18 protein-coding genes are annotated in these 24486 nt (G+C 58.2%); 2 read left to right on the forward strand and 16 right to left on the reverse strand.

Annotated elements, in window-relative coordinates:
• Positions 1-2: 2 nt before the first annotated feature.
• The 16 genes from FJ320_00170 to FJ320_00245 all read right to left on the reverse strand — a co-directional run bounded on the left by FJ320_00170 (position 3) and on the right by FJ320_00245 (position 21708).
• Positions 3-887, reverse strand: coding sequence for a hypothetical protein (locus FJ320_00170; GenBank protein MBM3924395.1), 885 nt, complete (start codon positions 885-887; stop codon positions 3-5).
• Entirely contained in the window at positions 862-1566 is a 705-nt protein-coding gene (locus FJ320_00175; protein MBM3924396.1) for a hypothetical protein, read from the reverse strand. The genes FJ320_00170 and FJ320_00175 overlap by 26 nt, the downstream gene beginning before the upstream one ends.
• 691 nt (positions 1567-2257) lie before the next feature.
• Complete coding sequence (locus tag FJ320_00180; protein MBM3924397.1) at positions 2258-2602, reverse strand: hypothetical protein; 345 nt, start codon at positions 2600-2602, stop codon at positions 2258-2260.
• 353 nt (positions 2603-2955) lie between these two features.
• Complete coding sequence (gene mutS / locus FJ320_00185; GenBank protein MBM3924398.1) at positions 2956-5703, reverse strand: DNA mismatch repair protein MutS; 2748 nt, start codon at positions 5701-5703, stop codon at positions 2956-2958.
• Between the two features lie 136 nt (positions 5704-5839).
• Positions 5840-6091 (reverse strand): hypothetical protein, encoded by a 252-nt coding sequence (locus FJ320_00190; protein ID MBM3924399.1) that lies wholly within the window; start codon positions 6089-6091, stop codon positions 5840-5842.
• A gap of 71 nt (positions 6092-6162) precedes the next feature.
• On the reverse strand, positions 6163-6894 hold the full coding sequence (locus FJ320_00195; GenBank protein ID MBM3924400.1) for a ferredoxin--NADP reductase: 732 nt from the start codon (positions 6892-6894) through the stop codon (positions 6163-6165).
• Positions 6895-7033: 139 nt separating this feature from the next.
• Positions 7034-9868 (reverse strand): hypothetical protein, encoded by a 2835-nt coding sequence (locus FJ320_00200; protein MBM3924401.1) that lies wholly within the window; start codon positions 9866-9868, stop codon positions 7034-7036.
• A complete protein-coding gene (locus tag FJ320_00205; GenBank protein ID MBM3924402.1) occupies positions 9868-11580 on the reverse strand; it encodes an NADH-quinone oxidoreductase subunit F in 1713 nt (570 codons plus the stop codon). Before FJ320_00205 ends, FJ320_00200 begins: the two co-directional genes overlap by 1 nt.
• Positions 11570-12097, reverse strand: a complete 528-nt coding sequence (locus tag FJ320_00210) for a hypothetical protein (protein ID MBM3924403.1) — start codon at positions 12095-12097, stop codon at positions 11570-11572. Before FJ320_00210 ends, FJ320_00205 begins: the two co-directional genes overlap by 11 nt.
• Positions 12098-12179: 82 nt before the next feature.
• Positions 12180-13511, reverse strand: coding sequence for an NAD(P)/FAD-dependent oxidoreductase (locus FJ320_00215; GenBank protein MBM3924404.1), 1332 nt, complete (start codon positions 13509-13511; stop codon positions 12180-12182).
• Complete coding sequence (locus FJ320_00220) at positions 13508-14566, reverse strand: flippase-like domain-containing protein (GenBank protein MBM3924405.1); 1059 nt, start codon at positions 14564-14566, stop codon at positions 13508-13510. Before FJ320_00220 ends, FJ320_00215 begins: the two co-directional genes overlap by 4 nt.
• Before the next feature lie 62 nt (positions 14567-14628).
• The gene (locus FJ320_00225; protein MBM3924406.1) at positions 14629-17160 is read right to left on the reverse strand and encodes a TIGR03663 family protein; all 2532 of its coding nucleotides are present in this window, start codon (positions 17158-17160) and stop codon (positions 14629-14631) included.
• Positions 17123-19492: a hypothetical protein gene (locus FJ320_00230; protein ID MBM3924407.1), complete on the reverse strand. Its 2370-nt coding sequence runs from the start codon at positions 19490-19492 to the stop codon at positions 17123-17125. The genes FJ320_00225 and FJ320_00230 overlap by 38 nt, the downstream gene beginning before the upstream one ends.
• An 11-nt stretch (positions 19493-19503) precedes the next feature.
• Positions 19504-20460: a signal recognition particle-docking protein FtsY gene (gene ftsY, locus FJ320_00235; protein ID MBM3924408.1), complete on the reverse strand. Its 957-nt coding sequence runs from the start codon at positions 20458-20460 to the stop codon at positions 19504-19506.
• Positions 20444-21214 (reverse strand): ribonuclease III, encoded by a 771-nt coding sequence (gene rnc, locus FJ320_00240; protein ID MBM3924409.1) that lies wholly within the window; start codon positions 21212-21214, stop codon positions 20444-20446. Before rnc ends, ftsY begins: the two co-directional genes overlap by 17 nt.
• On the reverse strand, positions 21184-21708 hold the full coding sequence (locus FJ320_00245) for a hypothetical protein (GenBank protein MBM3924410.1): 525 nt from the start codon (positions 21706-21708) through the stop codon (positions 21184-21186). The genes rnc and FJ320_00245 overlap by 31 nt, the downstream gene beginning before the upstream one ends.
• Before the next feature lie 206 nt (positions 21709-21914).
• Here FJ320_00245 and FJ320_00250 point away from each other — a divergent pair, with 206 nt between their 5' ends.
• Together FJ320_00250 and FJ320_00255 are read left to right on the forward strand one after the other, a co-directional pair.
• The gene (locus tag FJ320_00250) at positions 21915-23171 is read left to right on the forward strand and encodes a CCA tRNA nucleotidyltransferase (GenBank protein MBM3924411.1); all 1257 of its coding nucleotides are present in this window, start codon (positions 21915-21917) and stop codon (positions 23169-23171) included.
• A gap of 220 nt (positions 23172-23391) precedes the next feature.
• Positions 23392-24429: a zinc-binding dehydrogenase gene (locus tag FJ320_00255; protein MBM3924412.1), complete on the forward strand. Its 1038-nt coding sequence runs from the start codon at positions 23392-23394 to the stop codon at positions 24427-24429.
• The last annotated feature ends 57 nt before the right edge of the window (positions 24430-24486 follow it).

The raw sequence follows: 24486 nt of genomic DNA on the forward strand, positions 1-24486 counted from the left end.
CTTTACTTCCCACGAGTCGGCGTCGGAGGCAGCGGCCAACCAGAAGGCTGAATCGACGTGCACTCATGCCGCACTTCCACACTGCCCTCGGTGAATTTAAAGTCTAGATGCAGCCGCCAATCGTCGCGCTCATACGTATTCGGCTCCACCTCCCGCCACCCCAGATACCCCAGGTATTCTCGGAACCATGCCTCCACCTCATCAGCGTCTTCGCCATTCACCAGTTCGCAATACTTCCCATCGCACACGCCGAAGACACCCTTGGGATGATGCGGAACCCCACGATGTGTCTGCCGAAGGTCAATCTCCATGTGCTCCGTCTCAAAACGCAGTATCACAATAGGATCGTCAAAGGACGGGTCCCGCACCCACACCTGGAGCGCGTCCTTCTCCTCCTTCACCAACCTCCAGCCGCGCCCAAGCATTGCGTAGCGGTAGAATTCTGCCGCGTCCCCCGGTCCAGTCTGGTCATAACGATACGGCGTGCTCGGCGCGCTGTAAGCAATCATCGAATCAAAGCTCGGCAGACCTCCCTCAGGCCATGATTGGGACGGAAGGCTCAAAATCGGAAGCACAGGCGTCACTTTCACGCCATACGTCTTGTCGTTAATCTTGAAGGCCTTCATAGGCCCAACCCCGCTCAGACGTACCGCTCGACGCGCGTCATCCCCATGCAGATGCCCCACTAGATTAGATGGCCATTCACCCGCCGCAGCGGTGCCATCCGCAGCCAAAGTCTCCACCACCACCTCGTCCGGCTCCATTACCCCCGCATCCTTCGGCAGAGCATCCGTAGCCGTGCGATAGATGCCACGAAGCCGCTCCAGCGTCTCATGATTCTGCTCCCCGGGCCAGGCCTGCTCAAGATTCATTCCGTAGACGCTCACCGTCCTCCGGCCCCGTCCCGCGTAAACCGAAAAAAGTGTTCTGTCCATCCGTCCCGCCGACTCCCACGTAATGCTCCTCCAACTCGTTCAGGACCACCGCCTCGGAAACAATTTTCAGCACGGCGCCCCCATCTATCCACCCCTCACGAAAAATTCCCTCAGTATCGATGAAAACCACGCGTCCATCTCCCCATATAGTGAGCTCATACACCATCTCGCTTCCTAAATTCCGATCGAACAGGCCGCCGCCATGCTGGAACTGGAACACTGGCCGGTCGGGAGGATACGTCCGGGCCAGCAGACGCAGCCGCACCTCCCCCATCACTGCCTCGTCTCCCAGGACCGCCTGCAGCCGTCGCTCCGCCTCATCTCCATTCACCCGGTTATACCGCGGCAGTATCTCGCCTTCTCTATCCAGGTGAATCGTCGACATTGTTGGAATATGATGGATCGCCGCCGCATCAATGAAATCGACTATGCGCGATTCCCACTCCCACGGCGCCGGGCGAATCTGTACCTGAACATCCTCGTCGATGACTATCTTCCGCGCGTCCGAGACCGACGCCAGGTGTTCCCTAAGGTCCTCCGGCGTATGAATTCCTTCAGACGGCAGGCGTGGTGATGGTGTGGCCGTCGCCTCAACACTCCAGGGAGTCAGGTCTCCACAGCCCGTAGCCAACAGCAAAGCTGATAGCGCAAGAAATAGCCGTATTCCAAAGGACCCAACATCCGGTCTTCGCAAATCGCCCCCTGTCATCCGTCTACTAATTTAGACGTTATCCCCTTTTGAAAGGTTCCTGGTCACTACGCCCCAGTGACATCTGCCTATTGCCTTAAGCCTCTACCTTACTCTATCCTGTACCTCCCGCCGCCAACCGTCCTACCCGCGGACTTCCCTCCGTGGAGATGCCTGGGAAGGTATAAATTTAGAAAACGATTCCGTATCTGGCCCACATCTGACATTTTGATTCGTTCTCGGAAAATTAAACACCTTGACCTTATTCAATAGCGAAATCCCGATGACAATCGGGAAACCTTTTTCTTGGGGGTCCGCCAGTCCAACAAAACAAATCAGAGCAAAAGGCAGGTTGTTTTTGAGCACCGAAGCTCTATTCAATCGCGAAATCCCGATGCTAATCGGGACGGTTGTTTTTGGCCAGTCTAGGCACAAAAAGAAACTTTATTCAGAGAAACAACCTGTTTGCTTCCTCCCCGCCAATGACCATCTACCCCCGCATCTTAAAAAATGACTAAAACGGCATCGTGCCTAACTTGTGCCTAAATCTTCGAGTCGTTTTGAGGAAAAATTGCAAAACGACTCCCCGGAAACAAATCCCTGCATCATAGTCAACCTGAGTGTTCCCCAAAAATTACACCACTACCGCCACCACCATCGCCGCCATCGCGAGGACAACCGACGCCACGGTGATAACCAGCAGCGTCCTCATCCCCTTCGTCGCCGTTTCCAGCCCCTGCTCCAACCCCTCCACCGACAAAGACAACCTCGCCAATATATCCGCCTGCCTCGCGCTCCTCGACTCCAACTGGCCCAATCGCGCACGCATCTCCTCAATGGAGGTCTCATCACCATCCACGGTCCCACCACGGCGCGCCTCCATCGCCTTACGCGCCTCCCTCACCATAGGCAGCACATCCTTAGTAGCCGTCCTTACCAACCCGCCAAATCGGACCAGCGCTAACACATTCCCTAACACGTCCCACACCTCCAACCCTTCTTAGGATTTTCTAATATGATCGATGCGAGTACGACTACCCGCCTGATGCTAATTGAGGATTGGGGCCTATGATATAGATGTGTACATGTCATTCTGAGCCTGCGAAGAATCTAATCACCGTGACTGCTGCCACTCCTCATCTTGCTCATAATGAAATCGTGTTGTCATTCCGAGCGGAGTGCCGATGTACTCGTCGGGACGCAGTCGAGGAATCTGTTATGACCACAGCCTAGCTACGCACATCACCACCTCACCCTACATCTATTCTAGTTTACATGCGGTATTAACGCCTCAGAACAAGCGATGCGTAACTCAAGAGCCAGGTAGGCACTCTACCCTTCCTCCCTCGCCCTCTTTTGCAGCTCAAACAGCTTATTTATCGCCTCCAGCGGCGTCATCGCGCTCACGTCCAGCCCCCGTAGCTCCTCCGACACTCCGCCATCCCCGCTCCCAAACAGCCCCATCTGCTGCGCCGGCGTCCCCTTGCCCCTCTTCTTCGTAGCCACCCCATTATTCACCATCGACCCCGCCTCCAATTCCCCTAGAACCTCCCACGCCCTCTGCACCACGCTCCGGGGCAGCCCGGCCAGTTGCGCCACATGCACCCCATAGCTCCGGTCCGCGCCCCCAGGCACTATGCGATGCAGGAACACCAGCCGCCCGCCCTCCTCCGCCACCGATACGCTGAAGTTCCGCACCCGAGGCAGCCCGCCGTGGTGGGCCAGTTCCGTCAGTTCATGATAGTGCGTCGCGAACAACGTCCTGCACCCCAATCTCGGCGAGTTGTGGATATGCTCCGCCACTGCCCTCGCGATGGAGAGTCCGTCGTAAGTGCTCGTCCCCCGCCCTATCTCGTCCAGTATCACCAGCGACCGCGGCGTCGCCTGGTTCAATATCGCCGCCGTCTCCACCATCTCCACCATGAACGTGGACTGCCCCGTCGACAGGTCGTCCTGCAACCCCACACGAGTAAATATCCTGTCCGCCATCCCTATCTTCGCTCTCTCCGCCGGCACAAAGCTCCCTATTTGCGCCATCAGTGTTATCAGCGCCGCCTGCCGGATAAACGTGGACTTGCCGGACATGTTCGGCCCCGTGATCATCAAAAGCTGCGCGTCGTCGTTGGCCATGTACAGGTCGTTGGGCACAAAGGTCCCCGCCGCCAGCACCCGCTCCACCATGGGGTGTCGGCCCGCCTTTATGTCGATAGACCCCTCCAATGTCAACTCAGGCCGCACGTATCCGTACCGCGACGCCGCTTCCGCCAGCGACGCCACTCCGTCTGTCTCGGCCAGCGACGCCGCCAGCTCCATCAGCCCCGCCGACTGCTCCAGGACTTGCCCGCACACCTGCCGCCATATGTCACGCTCCAGCGTCTCGATGCGCTCTTGCGCGTTCAGTATCAGCGACTCGTACTCTTTAAGCTCCGGCGTCACATACCGCTCGCCGTTGGTGATAGTCTGCCGCCGCTCATATCTAGCAGGCGCCTGCGACAGGTTGGCCTTGCTCACCTCAATGTAATACCCGAAGACCCGGTTATACCCCACCTTCAGCGACTTTATCCCCGTCGCCTCCCGCTCCTTCCTCTCCAATCCTGCTATGAACTCCCTCGCATTCCCCGACGCGTCCCTCAATCTGTCCAGCTCCTCCGAAAACCCCCGCCGAATAACCCTTCCCTCCCCCGGCATCCCCACCGGCTCCGCCTCCACCGCCGCCTCCACCAGCCCCGCCACCTCCGGAAAGTTGCGCAAGGCGGCACCGACAAATTTCACTCCTTCTCCCCTTGTGGGAGAAAATGCAGGTTGAGGGGTGAAACCCTGCTGACCAGGGCTCATCTGACTACCCACACCTCCTCGGCTTCCTTCTGGTCTCTTCCCCCCTTGAGGGGGAAGATTAAGATGGGGGGTCGGGGTGGTGCGTGGGGGGTTGTCCCTAATCATCTCCCTCAACCTCCCCGACGCCCTCAAACTCTCCTTCAACGCCAGCAAGTCCCTCGGCGACGCCTTCTCCAGCCTCATCCGACCCAAAATCCTCTCTATATCCGATACCTTCCCCAGCATATTCCGAGTCTCCTCTCGCCTCATCATATCTCCGCAAAAATACGCCACCCCCTCCTGCCGCCGCAGCAACGCCTCCAGATTCAACAGCGGCTGTCCCACCCACCGACGCAGCAGTCTCGCCCCCATAGGCGTCTTCGTGAAGTCCAGCACCTTCAGCAGCGACAGCTCCGACTCACCCCACCGCCCGCTCTGGAACAGCTCTAGGTTCCGCACCGTCTGCGCGTCCAGCGCCATGTAATCCCCCACCGAATACACCGATAGCGACGTCACCTGTCCCAAAGCCCCAGGCTGCGTCTGGTCCAAATACTCTAGTATCGCCCCCACCGCCCCCGTCGCCAGCGGCAGGTTTTCGCACCCAAAGGCCTCCAGGCTCATCACCCCGAACTTGTCTTTCAACATTTCCTCGGCATGCATTGGCTCAAAAGCCCTCGAATTGAAGGGCGTGACCACCTGCACGTTCAGCTCCCCCGCCAACCCTTCCTGCCCCTGCGGCGCCAGCACTTCCGACGGCCCCAGCCTCGCCACCTCCGGCGCCAGTTTGGACAGCGGCAGTTGCGTCGTCGAAAACAGTCCTGTGCTAACGTCGACGTGTGCCAGCCCCGCCTCCTCCCCACGAACAACCAGCGCCGCCAGGTAGTTGTTAGCCGTCTGCTCCAGTATGCTTGGTTCTATAACCGTCCCCGGCGTCACCACTCGTACCACATTGCGGTCTACAAGCCCCTTGCTCGTAGCGGGGTCGCTAAGCTGCTCGCACAGCGCCACCTTATACCCCTTTTTGATCAGCCGCGCCAGGTAGCTCTCCGCCGCGTGGAACGGGATGCCCGCCATGGGCGCCTTCACGTCCTTCCCCATGCTACGAGACGTCAGTACGATATCCAGCTCACGAGAGGCCACGTGGGCATCCTCGTCGAACGTCTCGTAGAAGTCGCCCAAGCGGAAGAACAGGATAGCGTCCGGGTAACGCTCCTTAATCCTCAGGTACTGTCGTCGAATAGGTGTTGCGTTCTTTTCGATAGCCATTGCCTACAGGCATTTTACAGAAAATCAGCGGTGACGGTTAAATTAGCCGAGAACGCGTCCAACCCGTCTGGGATTTTCTCAGTGAAATCTCGATTACTATAAAGAGCCTGTAGCCAAGACGTAACCCTAGTCTCCCTTAGCGGGCCGCCGCGCCTGTCCTTCCCCTCATCCTTCCCACTAGCCCCCACAGAGATACCGCCCCCCACACGCCCTCCAACAGTAGGAACCCCCATTGCCGCTCCTCCGCCGCCAGCACCGCCAGGACCGCAGACCCCACAAAGTTAAGGATTAAATAGGTATAGGTATGCTGATTGAGGAGGCGGGCCTGCGAAGCAGTGTAGGCCGCCAGTATCATAAGCGCGCCGATAATCTGTATTACCTGGCCCATATCGATTCTCCAATCCCTTGCGGTGAGTCACTTATACGAAAAGGAGGCCTTGAAGATCAGAGCGGACTAATTCACTGCTTCCAGAATCGCTCCTCCCTCACCTTCCATCCCTTGGGCGTCAGCCGCGCCTTCACATCCTCAATCATCCCCGGATGCCCGCAAGCGTACACCAGCGTCGACTCCGGCTTCAGCCCCAGCTTCTCGATATACCGTTCCACTACCTCATTCACTCTCCCTGTCTCGCCCTTCCACCCTGTGTTCCGAGGATCCTTTGGGCGGCTCACCGTCGGCACAAACACCACCGTCTCCGGATGGGCCTTCATCATCGACGCCAGCTCCAGGTCATACGTAAACTCGTTACGATAGCTGGCCCCCTCCAGCACGTAAAATCGATGCCCCTGCCCGCCTCGATGCAAGTAGTTCCGCAGCATACTCACAAACGGCGCTACCCCCGTAACCGTCGCCACCATCAGGTGCGACTGGTACTTCTCGTCCAGCGTGAAAATACCTTTGCATCGGGGCCGTATGCTTATCTCGTCCCCGGCCTTCATCTTCCACAGCAGCGGCGTCAGCGCCCCGTCCGGCGCTGGTACCAGCTCTATAAAAATCTCCAGGTTATCCTCATGCGGCGAAGACGCTATTGAATATGCCCTCTCGATGCCGTCCAACCCCAGTGTGCAATACTGGCCGGGCTTGAACTCCATCTTGAACGGCGGGCGCAGCTTTATAACCATCAGGTCATGGCTGATGTCCTTGCGGTCCACCAGTGTCGCTTTGGGTAATACTTGCTGCTTTTGGACCATAAATTAGGCCTACATTCTAGCCCTGATCTGCTTGTCCAGGGCGCCGCAATTGCCGTTCAGAAGGACTTCACCAATACGCTGTGTCACCTGAAGTCTAAAATGAAAAGTTAAGATGAGCCAATTAAGAGGTAGAACTATACTAAACCTTCGCCAGCTTTGCTGGCTTGATCAAAAGCGTGGGAGTTTTAGCCATCGGGTCAGGCTCTTCGCTGGCGTCCAACTCGGTCATTAACTGGCCGAACAGTGACGTTGACGCCACCATGCCACGCTGCAGTGACTCCCTCAGCGCCGCCCGCCCCTGTATAGAATGACCGTTGACCTGCACCTTCACCGCGTCGCCCTCTCGAATCCCCAGAGACGCCGCGTCCTGCGGGTTGACCTCGATAAGCTCTTCCCGCACAATCCGGTTCTGCTTCCCCTTTACCACTTCCATCTCGCGATGCGACTGGAGCAATACGCGCCCTGGCACGAACACCAGCCCATCGCCCAACGACACCTTCCTGAACTGTGGCGCCATAACCCGAGCCTTCCCACCTGGGAACCCATCCGAATATAGAATCGCCGTCCCCTTGCTCTCAGGGTCAGGGCAGGGCCATTGCAAACCTCGGTACTCCTTGTCCGAATACAAGACCTGGTTCGGCAACGGGTTGGAGGTAGCCGGCCGCAGCACCAGCCTCCCCTCCTTCTCCAACCGCTGATGCGACACGCCCCCGTAAATCGGCGTCAGCGACGCTATCTCGTCCATGACCTGCGCCGGCGACTCGAAGCTAAAACCATCCGCCTGCATCAGGCGAGCCAGCTCGCATATCACCCACCACTCCGGCTTCGCGTCCAAATTCTTCGGCGCGATGACCGGTCTGACCGTCTGCACCCGCCGCTCGATATTCGTAAATGTGCCCGACTTCTCTGCAAAGGTCGCCCTCGGCAGGACCACGTGGGCCTGCTGCGCCGCCTCGGTTAAGAACGAGTCCATCACCACCAGGAATTCGAGACTCTTCAGCGCACTTATGCCATCGCCCAACACGCCGTTGTTGAAATTCGGGCTGTCCCCCACCAGGAAAAGCGCCTTCACCCTCTTCGCCCTCATTGCGTCGAAGGCCTCCACAACCCCCAACCCCTGCGACTGCGGCGCCGGCAGCTTCCAGACCTTCTGGAACTTAGTCCTGGCCGATGCGTCGGACACCGACGCATACCCTGGCAGAAGATGCGGCACCGCGCCCACGTCCCACGCCCCCTGCTCGTTGGCGCCCTGCCGCATGGGGCACAACCCCGTAGACGGCCTCCCCACGTTCCCCGCCATCAGCGCCATCGACGCCAACGCATAAACGCAGTCCTTGTGCAGCAACGACGGTATATTATCCAGCGCGTAAAGAATCGCTCCCGTCGCCGCCGTGCCGTAAATCCTCGCCGCCTCTTGTATCTGTCCCTTAACCACACCCGTCTCAGCGGCCACGTTATCTATATTCAGCGACGCCAGCGACTGCTTGAGCGCGTCAATTCCCTGGACGTTCTTTTCTATCCAATCCTTCTTCTCCAGCCCCTGTGAAATAATCTCCTTCAATATTCCGCCCAGCAGTAATAGCTCGGTCCCAGGCTTGGGCCGCAGCCAGAGCGCGGCATACCGAGTCAGCTCCACTTCTCGAGGGTCTATAACGATAAGTTTGGTACCCTTCTTCACCGCCCGCTTAACTGGCACACCGATGACGTTCTGTTCTTCCGTCAGGTTGGTGTTAAACGCGATTATGCACTGCGCGTTCTCTACCTCCCATACATTATTGGTCGCCGCTCGGTATCCCAGAGTGTCTGCCAGGCTTTCCACTAGTCCTGGTCGCGTGTTGGATGTCTGGTCGATGTTATTGGTCCCCATCACGGCGCGAGTAAACTTCTGCGCTAGGTACTGCTCCTCGTTGGTGCTATTAGGCGATGTTAGCATCGCGAACGCGTCGCCACGGTATTCGCCCAGCCGCTGCGCTATTACGCCCAGCGCTTCATCCCAGGTCGTCTCTTCCAGCTTTCCATTCTTGCGGACCATCGGCCGCTTCAGCCGCGACTTCTGGTTCACAAAATCAAGGCCGAACTTGCCCTTGAAGCACGCCTGCCCCTTGTTGGCCGGCGCGTTTATCTCAGGAATCGAGCGCACCATCTTGCCGAAGCTGTTCACTTCCAGGTTCAACTGGCATCCAATGGGGCACTGAGGGCACACCGTCCGCTCCACGCGACGCGCCTTCTCCCACTTGTGGTCGCTTTCCACCAGCGCCCCCACCGGGCATACATCCACGCACGCGCCGCAGAACTCGCATCCCGATTCCAGCAGCGACGTCCCAAACGCCGTCCCGACCAGCCCCTTGCCCGACCTCTCGATAACCGTCAGCGCGTTGTCCCCTCGTACCTCCTCGCACACCCGAACGCACCGCACGCAAACAATGCACAGGTTATAGTCTCGGTCGTAGAACGGGTCTCCAACCTCGATAGGCAGCTTGCGGTATCGGTAGTTTAGGGGCGACTCCAGATTCATCCCCAGATAACGTACTGTATCTTTCAACTCGCATCGTTCATTCTTGGGGCAGGTTACGCATCGGTCGTTGACCGACACGTGGCGCAGGCACACGTCCTCCGGCCCGCACAGATCGATTCTATGGCACGTAAGGCACCCGTGGGGATGCTCGGCCAGCAGCATGTCCATAATATTGCGGCGCAGCTCGTTGACTTGCGTAACCCCGCTCTTGATAACCATCTTGTCAGCCACCGGCAGCGTGCAAGATGCCGGAAAACCACGCCCCGGGTTCCCTCGCCCGTCGTCCGCCACCTCCACCACGCACATGCGGCAGGCGGCGTAGGGCTTCATTCCCTGGTGGTAGCACAAATACGGCACGTATATGCCCGCGTCGATGGCCGCCTCCAGCACCATCTTTCCAGGCCTGGTCTTTATCTGGACGCCATCAATCGTGATGGTTATCTCGTTGGTCTGTACCATTAATACCTCCGGGTCTTCACCGGGGGATTCCAGGGCTCGTTACACCGGCCCGTGGGACAGACCTTGTCCCTCAGGTGCTGGTCGAACTCAGAGCCAAAGAATTTGAGCGCCGACGACACCGGGTTGAACCCCAACTGCCCGTGGCCACACAGCGACCCGGCCTGCATGCTCTGCCCAACTGACCGCATCAGCTCCAGGTCCTGCGCCGTCCCTTCAAATCGGCAAATGCGCTCTAGCACCTCCAGCAGATGGCTCATGCCCGTCCGGCACGGGAAGCACTTGCCGCACGATTCGTATTGGCAGAACGCCACCAGGTTGCGAGTCAGGTCCACAACGCATGTGCTCTCATCCGCAGCGATAATCCCCCCGGAACCCAATATTGCTCCCGCCTTAGCCATAACCTCGAAGTCTAGCGCTATATCCATACCATCCCCAGATAGCACGCCGCCTAGAGGGCCGCCCGTCTGCAACACCTTTATCCGCTTGCCGCTCCTGGAGCCTCCCGCCATGTTCTCAATGACATGACGCATAGTGACGCCCAGCGGCACTTCCATCAGTCCCGTGTACTTCAAGTCTCCGGATAGGCACAAAATCGCCGTGCCTTTGCTCTTATCTTGGCCAATGGACGCAAACCAGTCGCCGCCTTTCAAAATAATCTGCGGCACGTACGATAGTGTCTTCACGTTGTTGATATTGCTGGGCTTGCCGAACAGTCCCACCTGCGCCGGAAACGGCGGGCGGTATCGAGGCATCGAACGCTTCCCCTCAATGGCCTCCATCAGCGCCGTCTCCTCCCCCGCTACATACGAGTCCCCCGTCAGCGCCACCTCGGCATCGAAGCCGAAGTTGCTGCCCAGAATGTTCTTCCCCAGCAGCCCCAGTTCGTAAGCCTGGTCGATGGCCTTCCATGTTCGGTCTATCGGCCCTTCGTGTCCATGCCTAATAAACACATACCCCTTAATAGCGCCTGTGGCGTACCCCGACAGGATAAGCCCTTCCAGCAGGCTGTGCGGGTCGCTCTCTAAAATACCCTTGTCGTTAAAAGCGCCAGGATCGCCTTCTTCGCAGTTCACCAGCACGTACTTCACCGGCTGCTTGGATACCGCCAGGAAGTTCCACTTCGTGCCTGTCGGAAACGCCGCGCCGCCACGCCCTCGCAGTCCCGACTTCGTGACTTGCTCCCTCACCTGCTCCGCTGTCATCGACGTCAACGCTTTGTGTAGAGCAGCGTAGCCATCATTGGCGATGTACTGGTATATATCCATCGGGTCGACATGCCCTGCGTTGCGAAGCGCAATCCGCACCTGCCCCTTCATCATTGGATGGTCGGCCAGCTTGGCCAGACCTGGCATCACCCCGCCTGCGTCCACCACCCCAAGGGCCAGGTCCGCCGCGGGCTTGTGATGCACCAGATGCGACTGGACGATATGGCACGCCATTTCAGGTGTTACGTTGTGATATACGACGCGAGGCGTATTCGGCGCGCTCACGTCCACCAGCGGCTCCGCGAAGCACGGCCCCAGACAACCCACCTCGCTGATAGTGGCCTGCATATGCCGCTTCTGTAGCTCCGACTTCAGTGCCGCGATGACCGCGTCCGCCCCGGCGGCCTTCCCGCACAAGGCTGTGCCTACCCTTATCCACGGTTTGGAGCTAAGCTCCTGCTGTCGCTGCTGAGCAGCCGACTTCAGTTCGGCAAAATTAGGAGGCATGCCCGCCCCCTATCGATTCGCCCCGCTTTAGACGCTCCGCCGCGTCGGCTGCGTGGGACGGCGTCATACGTCCCATGAGATGATGGTCCACGCTTACAACCGGTGCGTTGGAGCAAGCCCCCAGGCAAGTGTTATATCGAAGCGTAATGGCTCCGTCCGCAGTCGTCCCTTCGCTGGGAAGCCCCAGGGACTTCAAGACCTGGTCCGCCACCTTCTGCGCCCCCACCAAGTGACACGTCGGCCCCCAGCACACCTCCATCCTATGCTTTCCCAGTGGCTGTGTCTGGAAGTTGGTGTAAAACGACACCACGCCCCACACGTCGTTAATGGTGGCCTCAGTAAACTCCGCCACCTCCTCCACCGCCTCCGCTGGAATCCAGCCCAGCTCGTCCTCCACGGCCAGCAGGCAAGAGAGTACCGTTACGGTCTTCTGCTTCTGGCCTTTTATAGCCTTGCGCACCCTGTCGCGGATGCTCTGGGCTGTGGAGGTCACTGCGTCTCCGTGGACTTCGTGAATTTTCTAACTAATGGAACGCAAATACTATCACAGGAGTTTAGGCTATTCAATGTCTATTACGAAGACTGTAAACCGCGTTCTTCTATCGTTCGGAGGCCCCGCTGTCCGACAACACCATCCTCGCCACCTCTCTGCCCAGCTTCACACTGTAGTTGGTACCCCTATCTTCTGGATATATCTGCGTCGTGTTCGCCAGGTAGAGACCTTTTATCGGCGTTCGATTGTTCGGTATCCGCTGACCGTAGTTCACGCCAATAATCGGCTGGGCCGCGTCCACCTTATGATGGTGATAGTCCTTAATCCAACTCCTCTCGAACTGCGAGTTAATCCGCTTCAGGTGCGGCAAGTAATGCTCAAGCAGCTCCTCCGCGCTCATCTGGTACAGCGGCTCGTCCGTGGCGGGATAGTTGGTTAAATAGACGACGTGGCTCCCGCCGTACAGCGATGTCGGCACAAAGTTGGTCTGCTCGATGAGTCCCACAAAGGGTATCGACCGGTCGGCAATGTTTACCCAGTACTTGGGCGTCAGCGGCCGGTCCAGCACCAGTATCGCCAGCACTGCTGAAAGATAGCTCACGCTGGTTAACTTCTCCAGGTAGTCCTTCGGCAACTGCGGCGCTAATCGAGTAAATATATATGACGGTGTGGTGGCAATGACCGCATCGTACCGGCGGCTCTCCGGCGGCCTCCCTCGCCACTCCAGGTCCAGTCCCACCGCCCGGCCCTCCTCCACCACTACCCGCTTCGCCCCCGCCTGGATATGCACCTCCCCGCCCTTCTCTTTAATCTTCTCACCCAGCACGTCGAAGACCTCTCCGAAGCTCCCCATGGGATACCCCAGCGACTCCCTATCCCACAACCGCTTCCTGGACGCCACCCTCAGATGTATCTTGCACCACAGCCAAGCCATGCTTATCTTGTCGTAGTGCCTGCCGAATTTTCCCCGCAGCATCGGCTCCCAGATAACCTCGTAGGGCCTTCTCCCCACCCGCTTCTCAAGCCACTCCCTCGCCGTCACCTCCTCAAACCGCTTCCAGCTGCTAGTCTTTTGCAGATAGAGCGTCGTCAGGCCCAGCCTTACCCTGTCCGGCAGGCTCAAAGGCTTGAACTTCAGCAGGTCCTTAGGTGACGCGAAGTCCCATATCCTGTCCCCATGAAACAACCCTACCTTTGAATATATCCACGCCAGCTTGTGCCCTAGGCCAATCTCGTTGATTAGCTCCACCATCGACGTGTCGCTGCGGAACAGGTGGTGGTAGCCCTTCTCCAACCTGCCGCCTCCCACTTCGAAAGTTGAGGCCTGTCCCCCCAGGAACGGCGCCCGCTCGAACACTTCCGCCCTATGCCCTCGTTGCATAAGCTCATGGGCCGCCGCCAGGCCCATGGCGCCGCCGCCGATAATGCCTACCTTCATGACTCTTGCGCTTCCTGAGACGTCATGTGTTCGACTCTCGCTTTGGACGTCTCCGACAGAGCCTCCGACCCCCTTGCTAGCCTTCCCAGCGATACATGGCCCACCCACAGGAATACTAACCCCAGCACCGTCACCGGCAGCAGAAGTGCCACATGCACCAGAATGGCGTAGGCCCCCGCTACTCCCTGGCCCACCCCTACCAGCACCAGGGCCGCCGCCGCAGGAAACTCAAAGGTGCCAATGGACCCCGGCGATGATGGGATTGAGCTCGCCAGGTTGGACGCTGCCATGACCAGCAATACTACGGGCACTAGCAGCCATGCCGGCTCAAAAACTTGATGTAAACCAAACGAATAGGCAATAAGCAAATACAGCGCGCCCTCGAAAAGCCAGATGGGCAGCGACCAGAGGAAAAGTCCCAGGTGGCGCCGAGGCTTCCGCAGCACCATCAGCCCTTCGATGAAAAGACTGATAAGTTTCTGCACCTTTGGCCGGAGTTTCGATGGGAAAATCCTGGAAAGGTTGTAAATAGTCCGTGCGAATCCTGGCTTTATGGCCAGCATAGTCAGCACGATTATCGCCGCCACGAACACCGCCGCCGCCAGGGCCCCCAGCAGAGCCCACGACCACCGCTGCGAACTGCTGGCCCCATCTAACAAGTCGTACCCCAACAGGAACGGCACCGCCGCCAGCGCCATCAGCAGCAAGGTGATACCGTCGTACACTCGCTCCACCGCTATAGTGGCCAGCGCGGTGCTGGCGCTGAAATCCTCCCGCCGTCGCAGGTAATAAGACCTTGCTAGCTCTCCCAGCCTCACAGGCAGCAGGTTGTTGGCCATGTACCCCACCACCACCACCGGAAATAGGCGCAGCGCCGCAAACACACGCAGCGGCGACAGCAGATACCGCCATCGCAGCGTCCGAAAGAACACCGCCCCAAAGTAAAATGCCGCCGCCGGCGCCAGATACTTCAACTCGGCATCGGCCAACGCTTCGCCCATCTCTTTCTCGTCCACTGTCAGGAAAAAGAGGGCAATGAATACCAGACCTACCATCAGGCCAAAGATAAAGCTTCGAGGTTTTATCAAAAGTTGCGCTCAGGCTGAAAGTAAGAACATCATTTCAGTATATCTTGTGTTTGGTTTTGGTCAAAAGCCGCGTCTTCACTTAGACTAGTCTGCTGCACGGACAAATATGTAAAGAATTTAGTGTCCCACCACTCTGAGCTCAGCTTCCGGTATAAGAAGTAGTCTAGACCTCCGCGCCACGACTCTTTATCTTGCACCCTGTCCCGCGCAAAGGATATGTCTTTCGGCAGCTCTTCCCGGAAGCTCTCTTTCTTACGATCCTCATCCGGACGCCGATAGACCTCCGGAAACCATAGCAAGTCCCTATGCGGCCCCGTCTGGGCGTACTTAGTCAGATGAATCGCATCCCGCCTCCCGTGAGAGTCCAACAGCGCCAGCGCCCCCGCTTCGGACGTCTCGCTGATCTTGTTGCACCAGTCCACATAACCCGCTTCGTCAGGGTCCTTGAAACATCTGAACTCTATATATTTATCGCTGCGAACATACCAGGCGAAGGGATACCAGATCTCGTAGTCCACCAGCGCCTTCTTTTCCGGAGGAAGATCCGCCATCTGGTCCCTTAGCTCCTCCGACAACGTCCTTATATCCTCACTGGCGCCGGCGTATACCAGCAGCTCCACCGGGTAATCGTCGCGAGTGTACGCCGCCCGACCGGCGCTGAACGCCGTGAACCCCAGCATCAGCACTCCCACACTCAGCAGGCTCAGGGCAATCCCCACCCTGGGCCTCGCCAGCCATATCAGGTTTCCTACCACGATTACTAGCACCACTGTCGATGCCAGAGCTGTCCAGCTTCGCCAGTCGTTGAAGTTGTCGGCTGCCAGGAACCGCTGCAGCAGATAGACCGCCGCCACCAGCAGGGCGGGGGCCGCCACCACCAGAATAATGCCCCTGTTCGCCACAAGCCGCCGCCACAGCAGTCCGTCAAACAAATCGCCGGCAAACTTTCCCGCCAGCATGGCGAAAGGCACCGCCAGGTTCGCCGTCAGCCACGGCATCTTCTCCCCAGCTACGCTGTAAAGCGCAAAAGTCATCAGCGACCAGAGAGCCAAAGCCAGCCCCAGGAATTCCCTTTTCAAAAAATAATATCCCACGCCTATAAGACCAAAGACTAAAGGCAAAAACTCATAGACCGACATGGTCAGAATGTAGTAGAACCAGGGCTGGTTCCCTCGTGTCACATCGTGCTGCGCTATCCAGTATCCCAGGCTCTGCCATACCCCGGTAAAGGCCCCGCCGAGGCGCGTACAAGCGACATCCACTACCCCCGACAGCGTGTCCGGACATTCGACATAAGGCCGGGTTAAGGCCCCGAACATGCTGGTATAAAAAGCCAGCCATAGGAAATAGAAAATCCCAGCGCTGATCAGCCACACACGCCAGTTCCACATCAGCCCCAGCGCCGCCGCTGCCGTTGCCGTCCCAATCAGGATACCCCCAGCCGCAAGGTAGCTCTGGCTGACTTCCACGTCGGCCAAAGCTAGAACGGCGTAAGCGGCCATAGCGATTAACATCAGCCCTCCAACTAGGACTACACGCCGTGATTTTGCCTTCACAACACCCACCACCCTGCCGCTGCTATCCCTGATGGACTCGCGCTTTTCCCTCGCCATGAAGACACCTAATAACCCCAATACCGCTATACCACCCAAAATAAAGGCGTCAGCCAACGCAGGCAGGTTGATCACCGCCGGATTCAAAAACGGGGCTCCCCATAACGGCAGACCCACCGGGTTCCGTCCATCGTCCGCCGTATACACCAGCACCATCCCCTCGCTCCCAGACCAACCAGGCACCAGCGAGATCAACGCCGACCACTGGGGCAGCGTCAGCGTCCCTATGAGTAGCAGCATCGTCGCCGGCGATGCCATATCCTTCAGCCGTTTTCGACGAAGCCCCAGCCGCATCAGGTCTTTCATCGCCAGAGGCAGCAGTAAGACTACAGCAATACCAATCACTATGAACGCCGTCTCTTTACTAGCCAGCGACAGGGCCAGCACCGCCGCTGTCATATACAAGTACCGGTTCTTACGCTCGTGCAGGTACCGCCAGATTAAAATAAACAGCGCAAAGGCAAAGAAACCCATAATGATGTCATTTCGCGAATAGCGGCTGAAATAAAGAAGCATCGGCGACACCGCCAGCATCACTGATGCGATGATGGCTGCGGCCCTGCCCGTGTAGTTGCGCAGAAAATAGGGCAGGAAAACCAGCCCGGCCCCAAAGAAAGTATAAATCAGTCGGGCAGTAAAGTCGTCGTCCCAGAAGATCGCAAAGACCAGCGCGTTCAGGAAGAACTGCAACGGGCCGTGCATCCACGGCTCGTGCCGGTACCCCTCGCCGGCAAAAAGTCTCCAGCTATAGTGTGTATGCAGGCTTTCGTCATAGTGGTAAGGGCGGCCACCCAGGTCCCACAGCCTCATACCCAGGGCCATCATCGCCAGCCCCAGGAAAATCCATAGGTCTAAGTTCTGCTTAGACCTGAGGAAGTTTGATGAGCGAGAAAGTGCGGTTTTGAGCATACTATGTGTCGTCCCGACTCGTCGGGACAAGTCTCTCATAAACCATTACGTCCCCGCTCTGAAAATAGACTTTCATCATGCTCGGAAGCGTCAGTAGTGACTCGCTTCCATACTTGGCTCGCTCTCGAGGGCCAAAAAACACATACCGTATATCATACTTGTCTAGGATTCGGCTAATCTCCTCAGTGTTCCTGCTCTGGTATACCAGCGCCACGTCCTCCTGACGCCCCGCGAAGGGCTGGCTCGATCCCCGCCACTGCAGCTCATGTCCCGGCCAGTTCAACGGCGAAGGCAGCCCCGTGCTGGCCGCCACTCGCCCGTACTCCGAATAATCGTCCCCCACTGCCTCGATTATCCTTCCCCTCTCCGCCTTATCTCGAAGCTGGACAATCGCCTCATACTCCCCCGGCGACCAGCGCTTCATATACACCAGGCCGTTCAGCGTCGCTGGATCGCTGTTGCTCTTCATCCTGTCCAGCGCCGCGCCCGCGGGGTAATAAAATGATCCTATCAACAGCAGTCCCACCACCACTGGCATCGCCCAATAGCCAGTCCTCGCGAGTCCCCTGGTCGGTGCATGCTTGGACAGCCAGTAATACGCCCCAAAAGCCCCCACCGCCGATAGCATAAGCCAGGCTTGATAATAAAGTTTGAAGACCGTGTTCATCCTGAGTATCAAATAGTCTTTGATATAAAAAAGCTCCGCGCCCATCAGCAGATAAAAAGCCAAGGCCATAATGGCGAGGCAAAAGGCCGCCACAGTCCTGCCCTGTTTTACCTGCGATATCGAACTGTAACCAGCCAGCCCTATTATCCCCAACAGTGGCAGCAGCTTGCCAAACCTAGACCCCACTGTAGCCAGCGCGCCGCCAAGGCCGTCATCCCCCAGCCTCAAGAAAAACACCAGCACCCCCCACAGCACCACCGGTAGAAAAGTAAATACCACCACCGCCGCCGCCACACCCTCGCCACCCCTCTTCGGCTTCCCCAGCGACCACATCTGTCTCGCTAGAAAAGCGACGCTGATAGTCAGAAAGACCCCCCATATAAGAAAGAAATAGAAGGGTCGTGTGCTAACTTCTTCCAGCGGCAAAATTCCCGACGCCTGGCTGTTGAACGTAAGGTAGAAAGGCATGTACAGCACCGCCGCCGCCAGGAATATCGGCGCCATCATCCCCAGCATCGCGGCCAACGCTCTGACGGCGTGCCAGCCCTTCTCTGACAGCGCTTTTATGTAAACCACACCTGCCAGCAGCGCGGCGAAAACCGGCAGATCGAAAATATTGATGAACCCCAGAGCGCCCAGAGACGCCGCCACGGCCAGCGACTCCCAGGGATGCGCTCGGACCCATGCAAACCCTATGGGAGTCTTTGAAAGGAAAATGTTAAGCGTCAGTGAGACGTTCAGTACCAGAAACGGCAAAGCCAGCACGTGGGCGTGGAGGTCGCCCAGCAAAAAGCTGAAAAACGGGAACTCATTTATGGTATAGTCCAGGCTCCGCCCCTCCACCACCGTGTCGATAACCCGCGTCGACCTCCACCACCAGTTGTACTCCTGCGGAAAGAAGCTTGGGTCGTGAGTGGAAGGTCCCAGGTCTTTGATAATCACCCACGCCCAAAATCCCTCCGAACCCCACCCTTGCGCGTGAACAAACTCCAGAACGCCCACCAGGTTGCTGATCAACCCCACCAGCACCGGCGCCAGCAGCGCGAAGGCCATCGCCCGACCCGCGCTTGCCCCCGCCAATCGAATTAGGTTGTACGCCAGTCCGTATATCGCCGCCGATACCAGCGCGGGCACCAGCGCCAACGACAGGTTGTAGCTGATGCTGGACGGTATTCCCGTCAGCTTTGTCAGTCCCGCCATCATCAGGTGGCCGAAGTAGTAGTAGCTCACTGAATGTCCCGACAGCCACATATCCTCCGGCGGGAAGCTCTCGCTTTTTAGTATCGAGTTGAGAAACCCGAAGTCCATAGGCTTCTCGGTGTGATTTATCCCCGGCGCCTGGGCCACTACCGCCGCCCACATCAGGAATATCCCCAGAAACACCGCCTCCGCCACAGCCAGATGACCCCACCGCTCCTTCGCGAAAGCCAGAATCTCACCCCCTCGCCTCCTCCAGAGCCATGCTGACCCCAGCGCCAGTACCGCCCAAATCCCGATAAGCGCCCCCTGGCTGTTTGGCACAAGCCCCGTAAGAACCACAATCCAATAGACGTACGAGGCCGCCAATAGCCCTAGTACTTTGGACAGCGTAACGCCACGGTCAGGCAGTCGCTTGAACAGCAAAAAGGCGATGGGAACAAAAATGAGGCCCAGAAGCTCAACGGCCAGAAGCCACAGCAGCAGGTGGCCTAACAATGATGGCAAGCTCTACGGCCTCAGTTCAATGGCGCCAGCAGCGCCTCGACAAACTCTTCCGGCTCGAAAGGCGCTATGTCCTCTATCTTCTCGCCTGTTCCAATGTAATAAATCGGTAGCCCCAGCTCTCGCCTTATCGCCAGGGCTATACCGCCCTTGGCGGTCCCGTCCAGCTTCGCCAGGAATATCCCGGAACACTCTATTGTGTCCTTAAAAGCCTTGGCCTGCGCCAGACCGTTGTATCCTGTCGTCGCGTCCAGCACCAGCAGTGTATGGTGCGGCGCCGACGCGTCCAGCCGCTTTATCACTGACCTCACCTTCTTCATCTCTTCCATCAGGTTGGTCTTGGTATGAAGCCGGCCCGCCGTGTCGACGATTAACACATCAATATCCCGCGCCTTGGCCGCCTGGTAAGCGTCAAAAGCCACCGCCCCGGGGTCCGCCCCGTGCTGGTGGGCTACAACGTCTACGCCCACACGCTGCGCCAGGATTTGCAGCTGCTCAATGGCCGCCGCCCGGAACGTGTCCCCCGCGGCCAGCAGCACCCGCTGCCCCCCACCGGCGTAGAGCTTGGCCAGCTTGGCGATGCTCGTCGTCTTGCCCACGCCGTTCACGCCAACCACCAGCACCACATATGGCCCCGCCTGGGATTTCGTCTCTGTATCCGCCTTTGTAGCGCCATCGCCCAACGCCGATATCAGCTCCTCCTTGAGGACACCAAACACCTGCTGCGCATCGCCCAGCGACTCCTTTTTCGCCCTCTCCTTAACCCTCTGCACTATGGACAGCGAGGTTTCAACTCCCACGTCGCCGGAAATAAGTATCTCCTCCAGCTGCTCCCACAACGACTCGTCAAGCTGCGGCGATGACTTCAGTATGCCCATGATGCGCCCGAACAGAGACCCGCGGCTTTTCTGTACCGCCTGCTGCGTCTTAGCCTTAGACTCTTCCTTGTTCCGCTTAAAGATCCTCAACATATAGCTGCTCTTTCTTAGACGAGTCGCCCGTTAGAATTTTAATTGCCTTGCTGGCCGCCTGCCTCTCGGCGTCCGCCTTCCGACGCCCAGTCCCTGCCGCCAGAGGCTTGCCGTCCATCCGCACCTCTATTGTGAACTGGCGGCTATGGTCCTTCCCCTCCTCAGCGACTACCACGTACTGCGGCGGGATGCCGACTTTTGCCTGTACAATCTCTTGCAAGTGGGACTTGGGGTCCTTCGGCAAGCCCGCGCTCCCAACGTCGTCAATCTCACTGCCCAGCAACTCTAAAACAAGCCCCTTCGCTTTTTCATACCCCTGGTCCAGGAACACCGCGCCCACCACCGCCTCCAACGCCGAAGCTAGGTTGGACCCCCGCTCCCGACCCCCTCCCAGCTCCTCGCCGTAGCCCATGTGCAGGGCCTCGCCCAACCCTAATTTACCCGCCGCCTTCGCCAGCGATTCCCTCTGTACCAGGTAGGCCCGCAGCTTGGTCATCTGCCCCTCTTGCAGGTCCGGAAACCTCTGGTAAAGCTCCGCCGCCACAATCGCTCCTAGGACTGCATCTCCCAAAAATTCCAGGCGCTCATACGAGACCTGCTTTGTGGCAGGGTTCTCATTCAGGAATGAAGGGTGCGTCAGGGCCTCAATCAAAAGGCTGGGCTCTTGAAATCTTAAGCCCAGCCTTTTCTCCACTTTCCTCGATAAAGCCAATCGAAAGGACCCTATGTTCTGGCCTGGACACCCGCGGGCCAGGGCGGTTGGGGCCGCTTAATCTCGCCAATGTTTACCCACAATGACATCAGCTTGGACAAACTTTCGTATATTTCCACCGAATCCTTCTTGTCAGGGTAGAACATCTTGAGAAATGCGCTCTGTCCATTCGGAAAAACAAAGGTCGGCACCCCAAAAACGCCATACCTCTTCACGCCTTCGTCATGGCTTTCAGCAATGGTCTGCACAATCTTCGGGTCCTTCATATCCTTCTGAAGCCTTCCAATGTCCAGACCCGCCTGCTTGGCGCAGTCTAAGACAACGTTTATGTCTGTCAGCTCTTTACGCTGCTCGTGGCGCGCCTTCACCAGCGCCAGGTGAAACTTATCGTACGCCTCTCTGCCCTGCCGCATAGCCGCCAGGCCAGCCTTCAGCGCCAGCATTCCCCGCACCTTCGTGTCGTCATGTTCCCACGCCTTCCATTCCGGCCCTTCCTTGCTGTTGATCTGGGCCAGCACAAAAGGCTTCCATTCCACCTCGGGACGTTCCCCTGTCAACTCCTCCACGTTACGCAGCCAGACGGTCGCGTTATAAACGTAGGGTCAAGTGTAGTCGTAGAAGATGGTCATCTTTTCTTTTGCCATAACGCCCCCATTAGCCCTTATTCGCTGATTTTACTACACCGCGCTAAAAGGCAAAAGAACAGTTCAGCCATGCTATAATCCTAATGTGACGGTCGACCATGCCCCCTTCCCGAAAACGCAAAGCCCCTTCCTCTTCTGACCTCCTCGTCCCCTTCCAGCAATCCCTCTCTGCTGAAGCCCAACAGGTCTTCCAAACCCTGGCTCGACACGCCTCGCGCCATTCCTTACCTCTATACCTCGTCGGCGGCGCCCTCCGAGACCTTATCCTCCGCAATCCGACGAAAGACCTCGACCTGGTCGTCGAAGGCGACGCCATCTCCTTGGTCTCATCGGCAGCTGGAACCCTCGGCATCAAGCCTACCATCCACCACGCCTTCGGCACCGCCACAATTAAGGCCGGCTCGGTGCAAATCGACATTGCCACAGCTCGCAAGGAGACCTACGCCCGCCCGGGCGCTCTACCCACCGTGTCCCCCAGCACCATCGAAGACGACCTACGCCGCCGCGACTTTACCTTGAACGCCATGGCTCTGGGTCTCGCGGGACCCCATCATGGCCATCTGCTGGACCCCCACCAGGGCATGTACGACCTGCGTCAGCGTCTTGTCCGCGTCCTCCACGACTCCAGTTTTCATGACGACGCCACCCGCATGTTTCGCGCCGTTCGATACGAGCAGCGCCTGGACTTCCAGATCGAGCCTCAGACCAAGGCTCTTATTAGCGAAGCCTTAGATAAAAACATGCTCTCCACCATCAGCGCCGACCGCCTGCGTAACGAGCTTGAACTCATGCTTGCGGAAGCAAGCCCCGGCAAAATGCTCCAGCGCACTCATGACCTCGGCCTCCTCCAGGCCCTCTTCCCACCCCTTGTCCGCACCCCACCCATCACCCTCATCCCCGAAAAAAGCGTCCCTCTGGTCTTTATCGCCGCCCTTGCCTACCGCCTCACCGCCAATGAGGCTGAAGCCTTTATTGCCCGCATCAACATGACCCACCCCTGGGCCGTCGCCGCCCGCCAGTCCGCCGACCTTCACTCCATCGAAGAAAAGTTATCCAGGCCGGACCTGACCCGCCGAGACCTGTGGGAACTGCTGGAGCATCGACCCCTTGTCTGCGTTAAGGCCGCCGCCGCCGTGGCAGAAAATCCCCTGGCAAAAGACAGGCTGCGGCAGTACATTAGTCTTTATCAGCGCATGAAGCCTGTCCTGACTGGTGACGATCTTTTGGCACTGGGGTATGCTCCCGGGCCCAAAGTCGGCCAGATACTGCGGCGGCTCCAGATATCCAGGTTGGAAGGAAAAACAAATACTAAAGATGATGAAGTGAAGCTGGCTAAAGCCTGGCTGGCTTCCTGAGGAGGCTCCTACGACTCTCGAGCAACAGACTTGCATTGTTTGCAGCGAACCCTTGGGGGATTACGCGCAAGCTTCCTGCCAGTATTGCGGAGGCCGTTTCCACCAGCCCTGGCTTAAAAAGGAGGACGAAGCCTGTGGCCACCTCATCAGCCACAGCGAGGCCCTGGCCATCGTCTTCCTCTGCAACAACTGTTACACAGAAACAGAAGACTAGCGCGTTATGAAAGCTGTCTATATCGAAAGCCACGGTGGTCCCGAAGTCCTCAAGTACGGCGAACGCCCGGAGCCTTACATCCAGCCCCACGAGTTAAAAATCCGGGTCCGCGCCGCTGGCATCAACCGGCTCGACACCTACGTCCGCGCAGGCATTCGAGGCCAGAAGCGCCAATTCCCCCCACCTCACATTATAGGTGGCGACTGCGCCGGCGAAGTCATTGATGTAGGAAGCCGCGTCTCCGCCATCAAAAAAGGCCAGCGCGTCGTCGTCAACCCTCGCGTCTCCTGCGGCGTCTGCTCTTACTGCCTGGCCGGCGATGACGACCTCTGCCCCAATTCTCGATTTATGGGCAGCGCCATCGACGGCAGCTACGCCGAATACGTCGTCGTCCCCTCCGTCAACGTCCACCCAATCGCCGACTCCGTCTCTTTCGAAGAAGCTGCTGCCATGCCCACCGTTTACCTGCCGATGTGGAACATGCTTATCCGCAAGACCAGACTAAAGCCCTGGGAAACAGTCCTGGTCCTCTCCGCCTCCGCCGGCGTGGGTACCGCCGCCATTCAGGTCGCCAAACGCGTCATCGGCGCCAGGGTCATCGCCACCACCAGCAGCCCTGAGAAAGCCGCCAGGGCAAGAGAGCTCGGCGCTGACCATGTCATCGACTACACCAAAGAAGACATGGCCCAGCGAGTCAAAGACCTGACCGGCGGCGAAGGCGTGGACGTTGTCGTCGACCACGTAGGCGCTCAGTTCTTCGAAGCCGCTTACAACTCTCTCAAACGCGGCGGACGGTACGGCAACTGCGGTGTCACCACCGGCTACCAGGCGCAGCTCCAGATGGGCACACTCTTTACCCGGGAGCTTAAGCTCTTCGGCGTCTACATGGGCTCCAAGGAGGACATGCGGCAGGTTGTGGCCATGCTCAACGCAGGCAAGATAAAACCCGTCGTTCACCAGGTCTTTCCCCTCCAGCAAGCCCCCGAAGCCCACAAAACCATGGAATCCCGAGGGTTCTTTGGCAAGCTGGTGCTGAAGGTATAAAAGTATTTGCATTGACCCCCTTTCCCCCTCTTGTTACACTCCCAGCGCCCCTAAGCA

The organism is SAR202 cluster bacterium (genome assembly GCA_016872285.1).
In the GTDB taxonomy this organism is placed as follows: domain Bacteria; phylum Chloroflexota; class Dehalococcoidia; order Lucifugimonadales.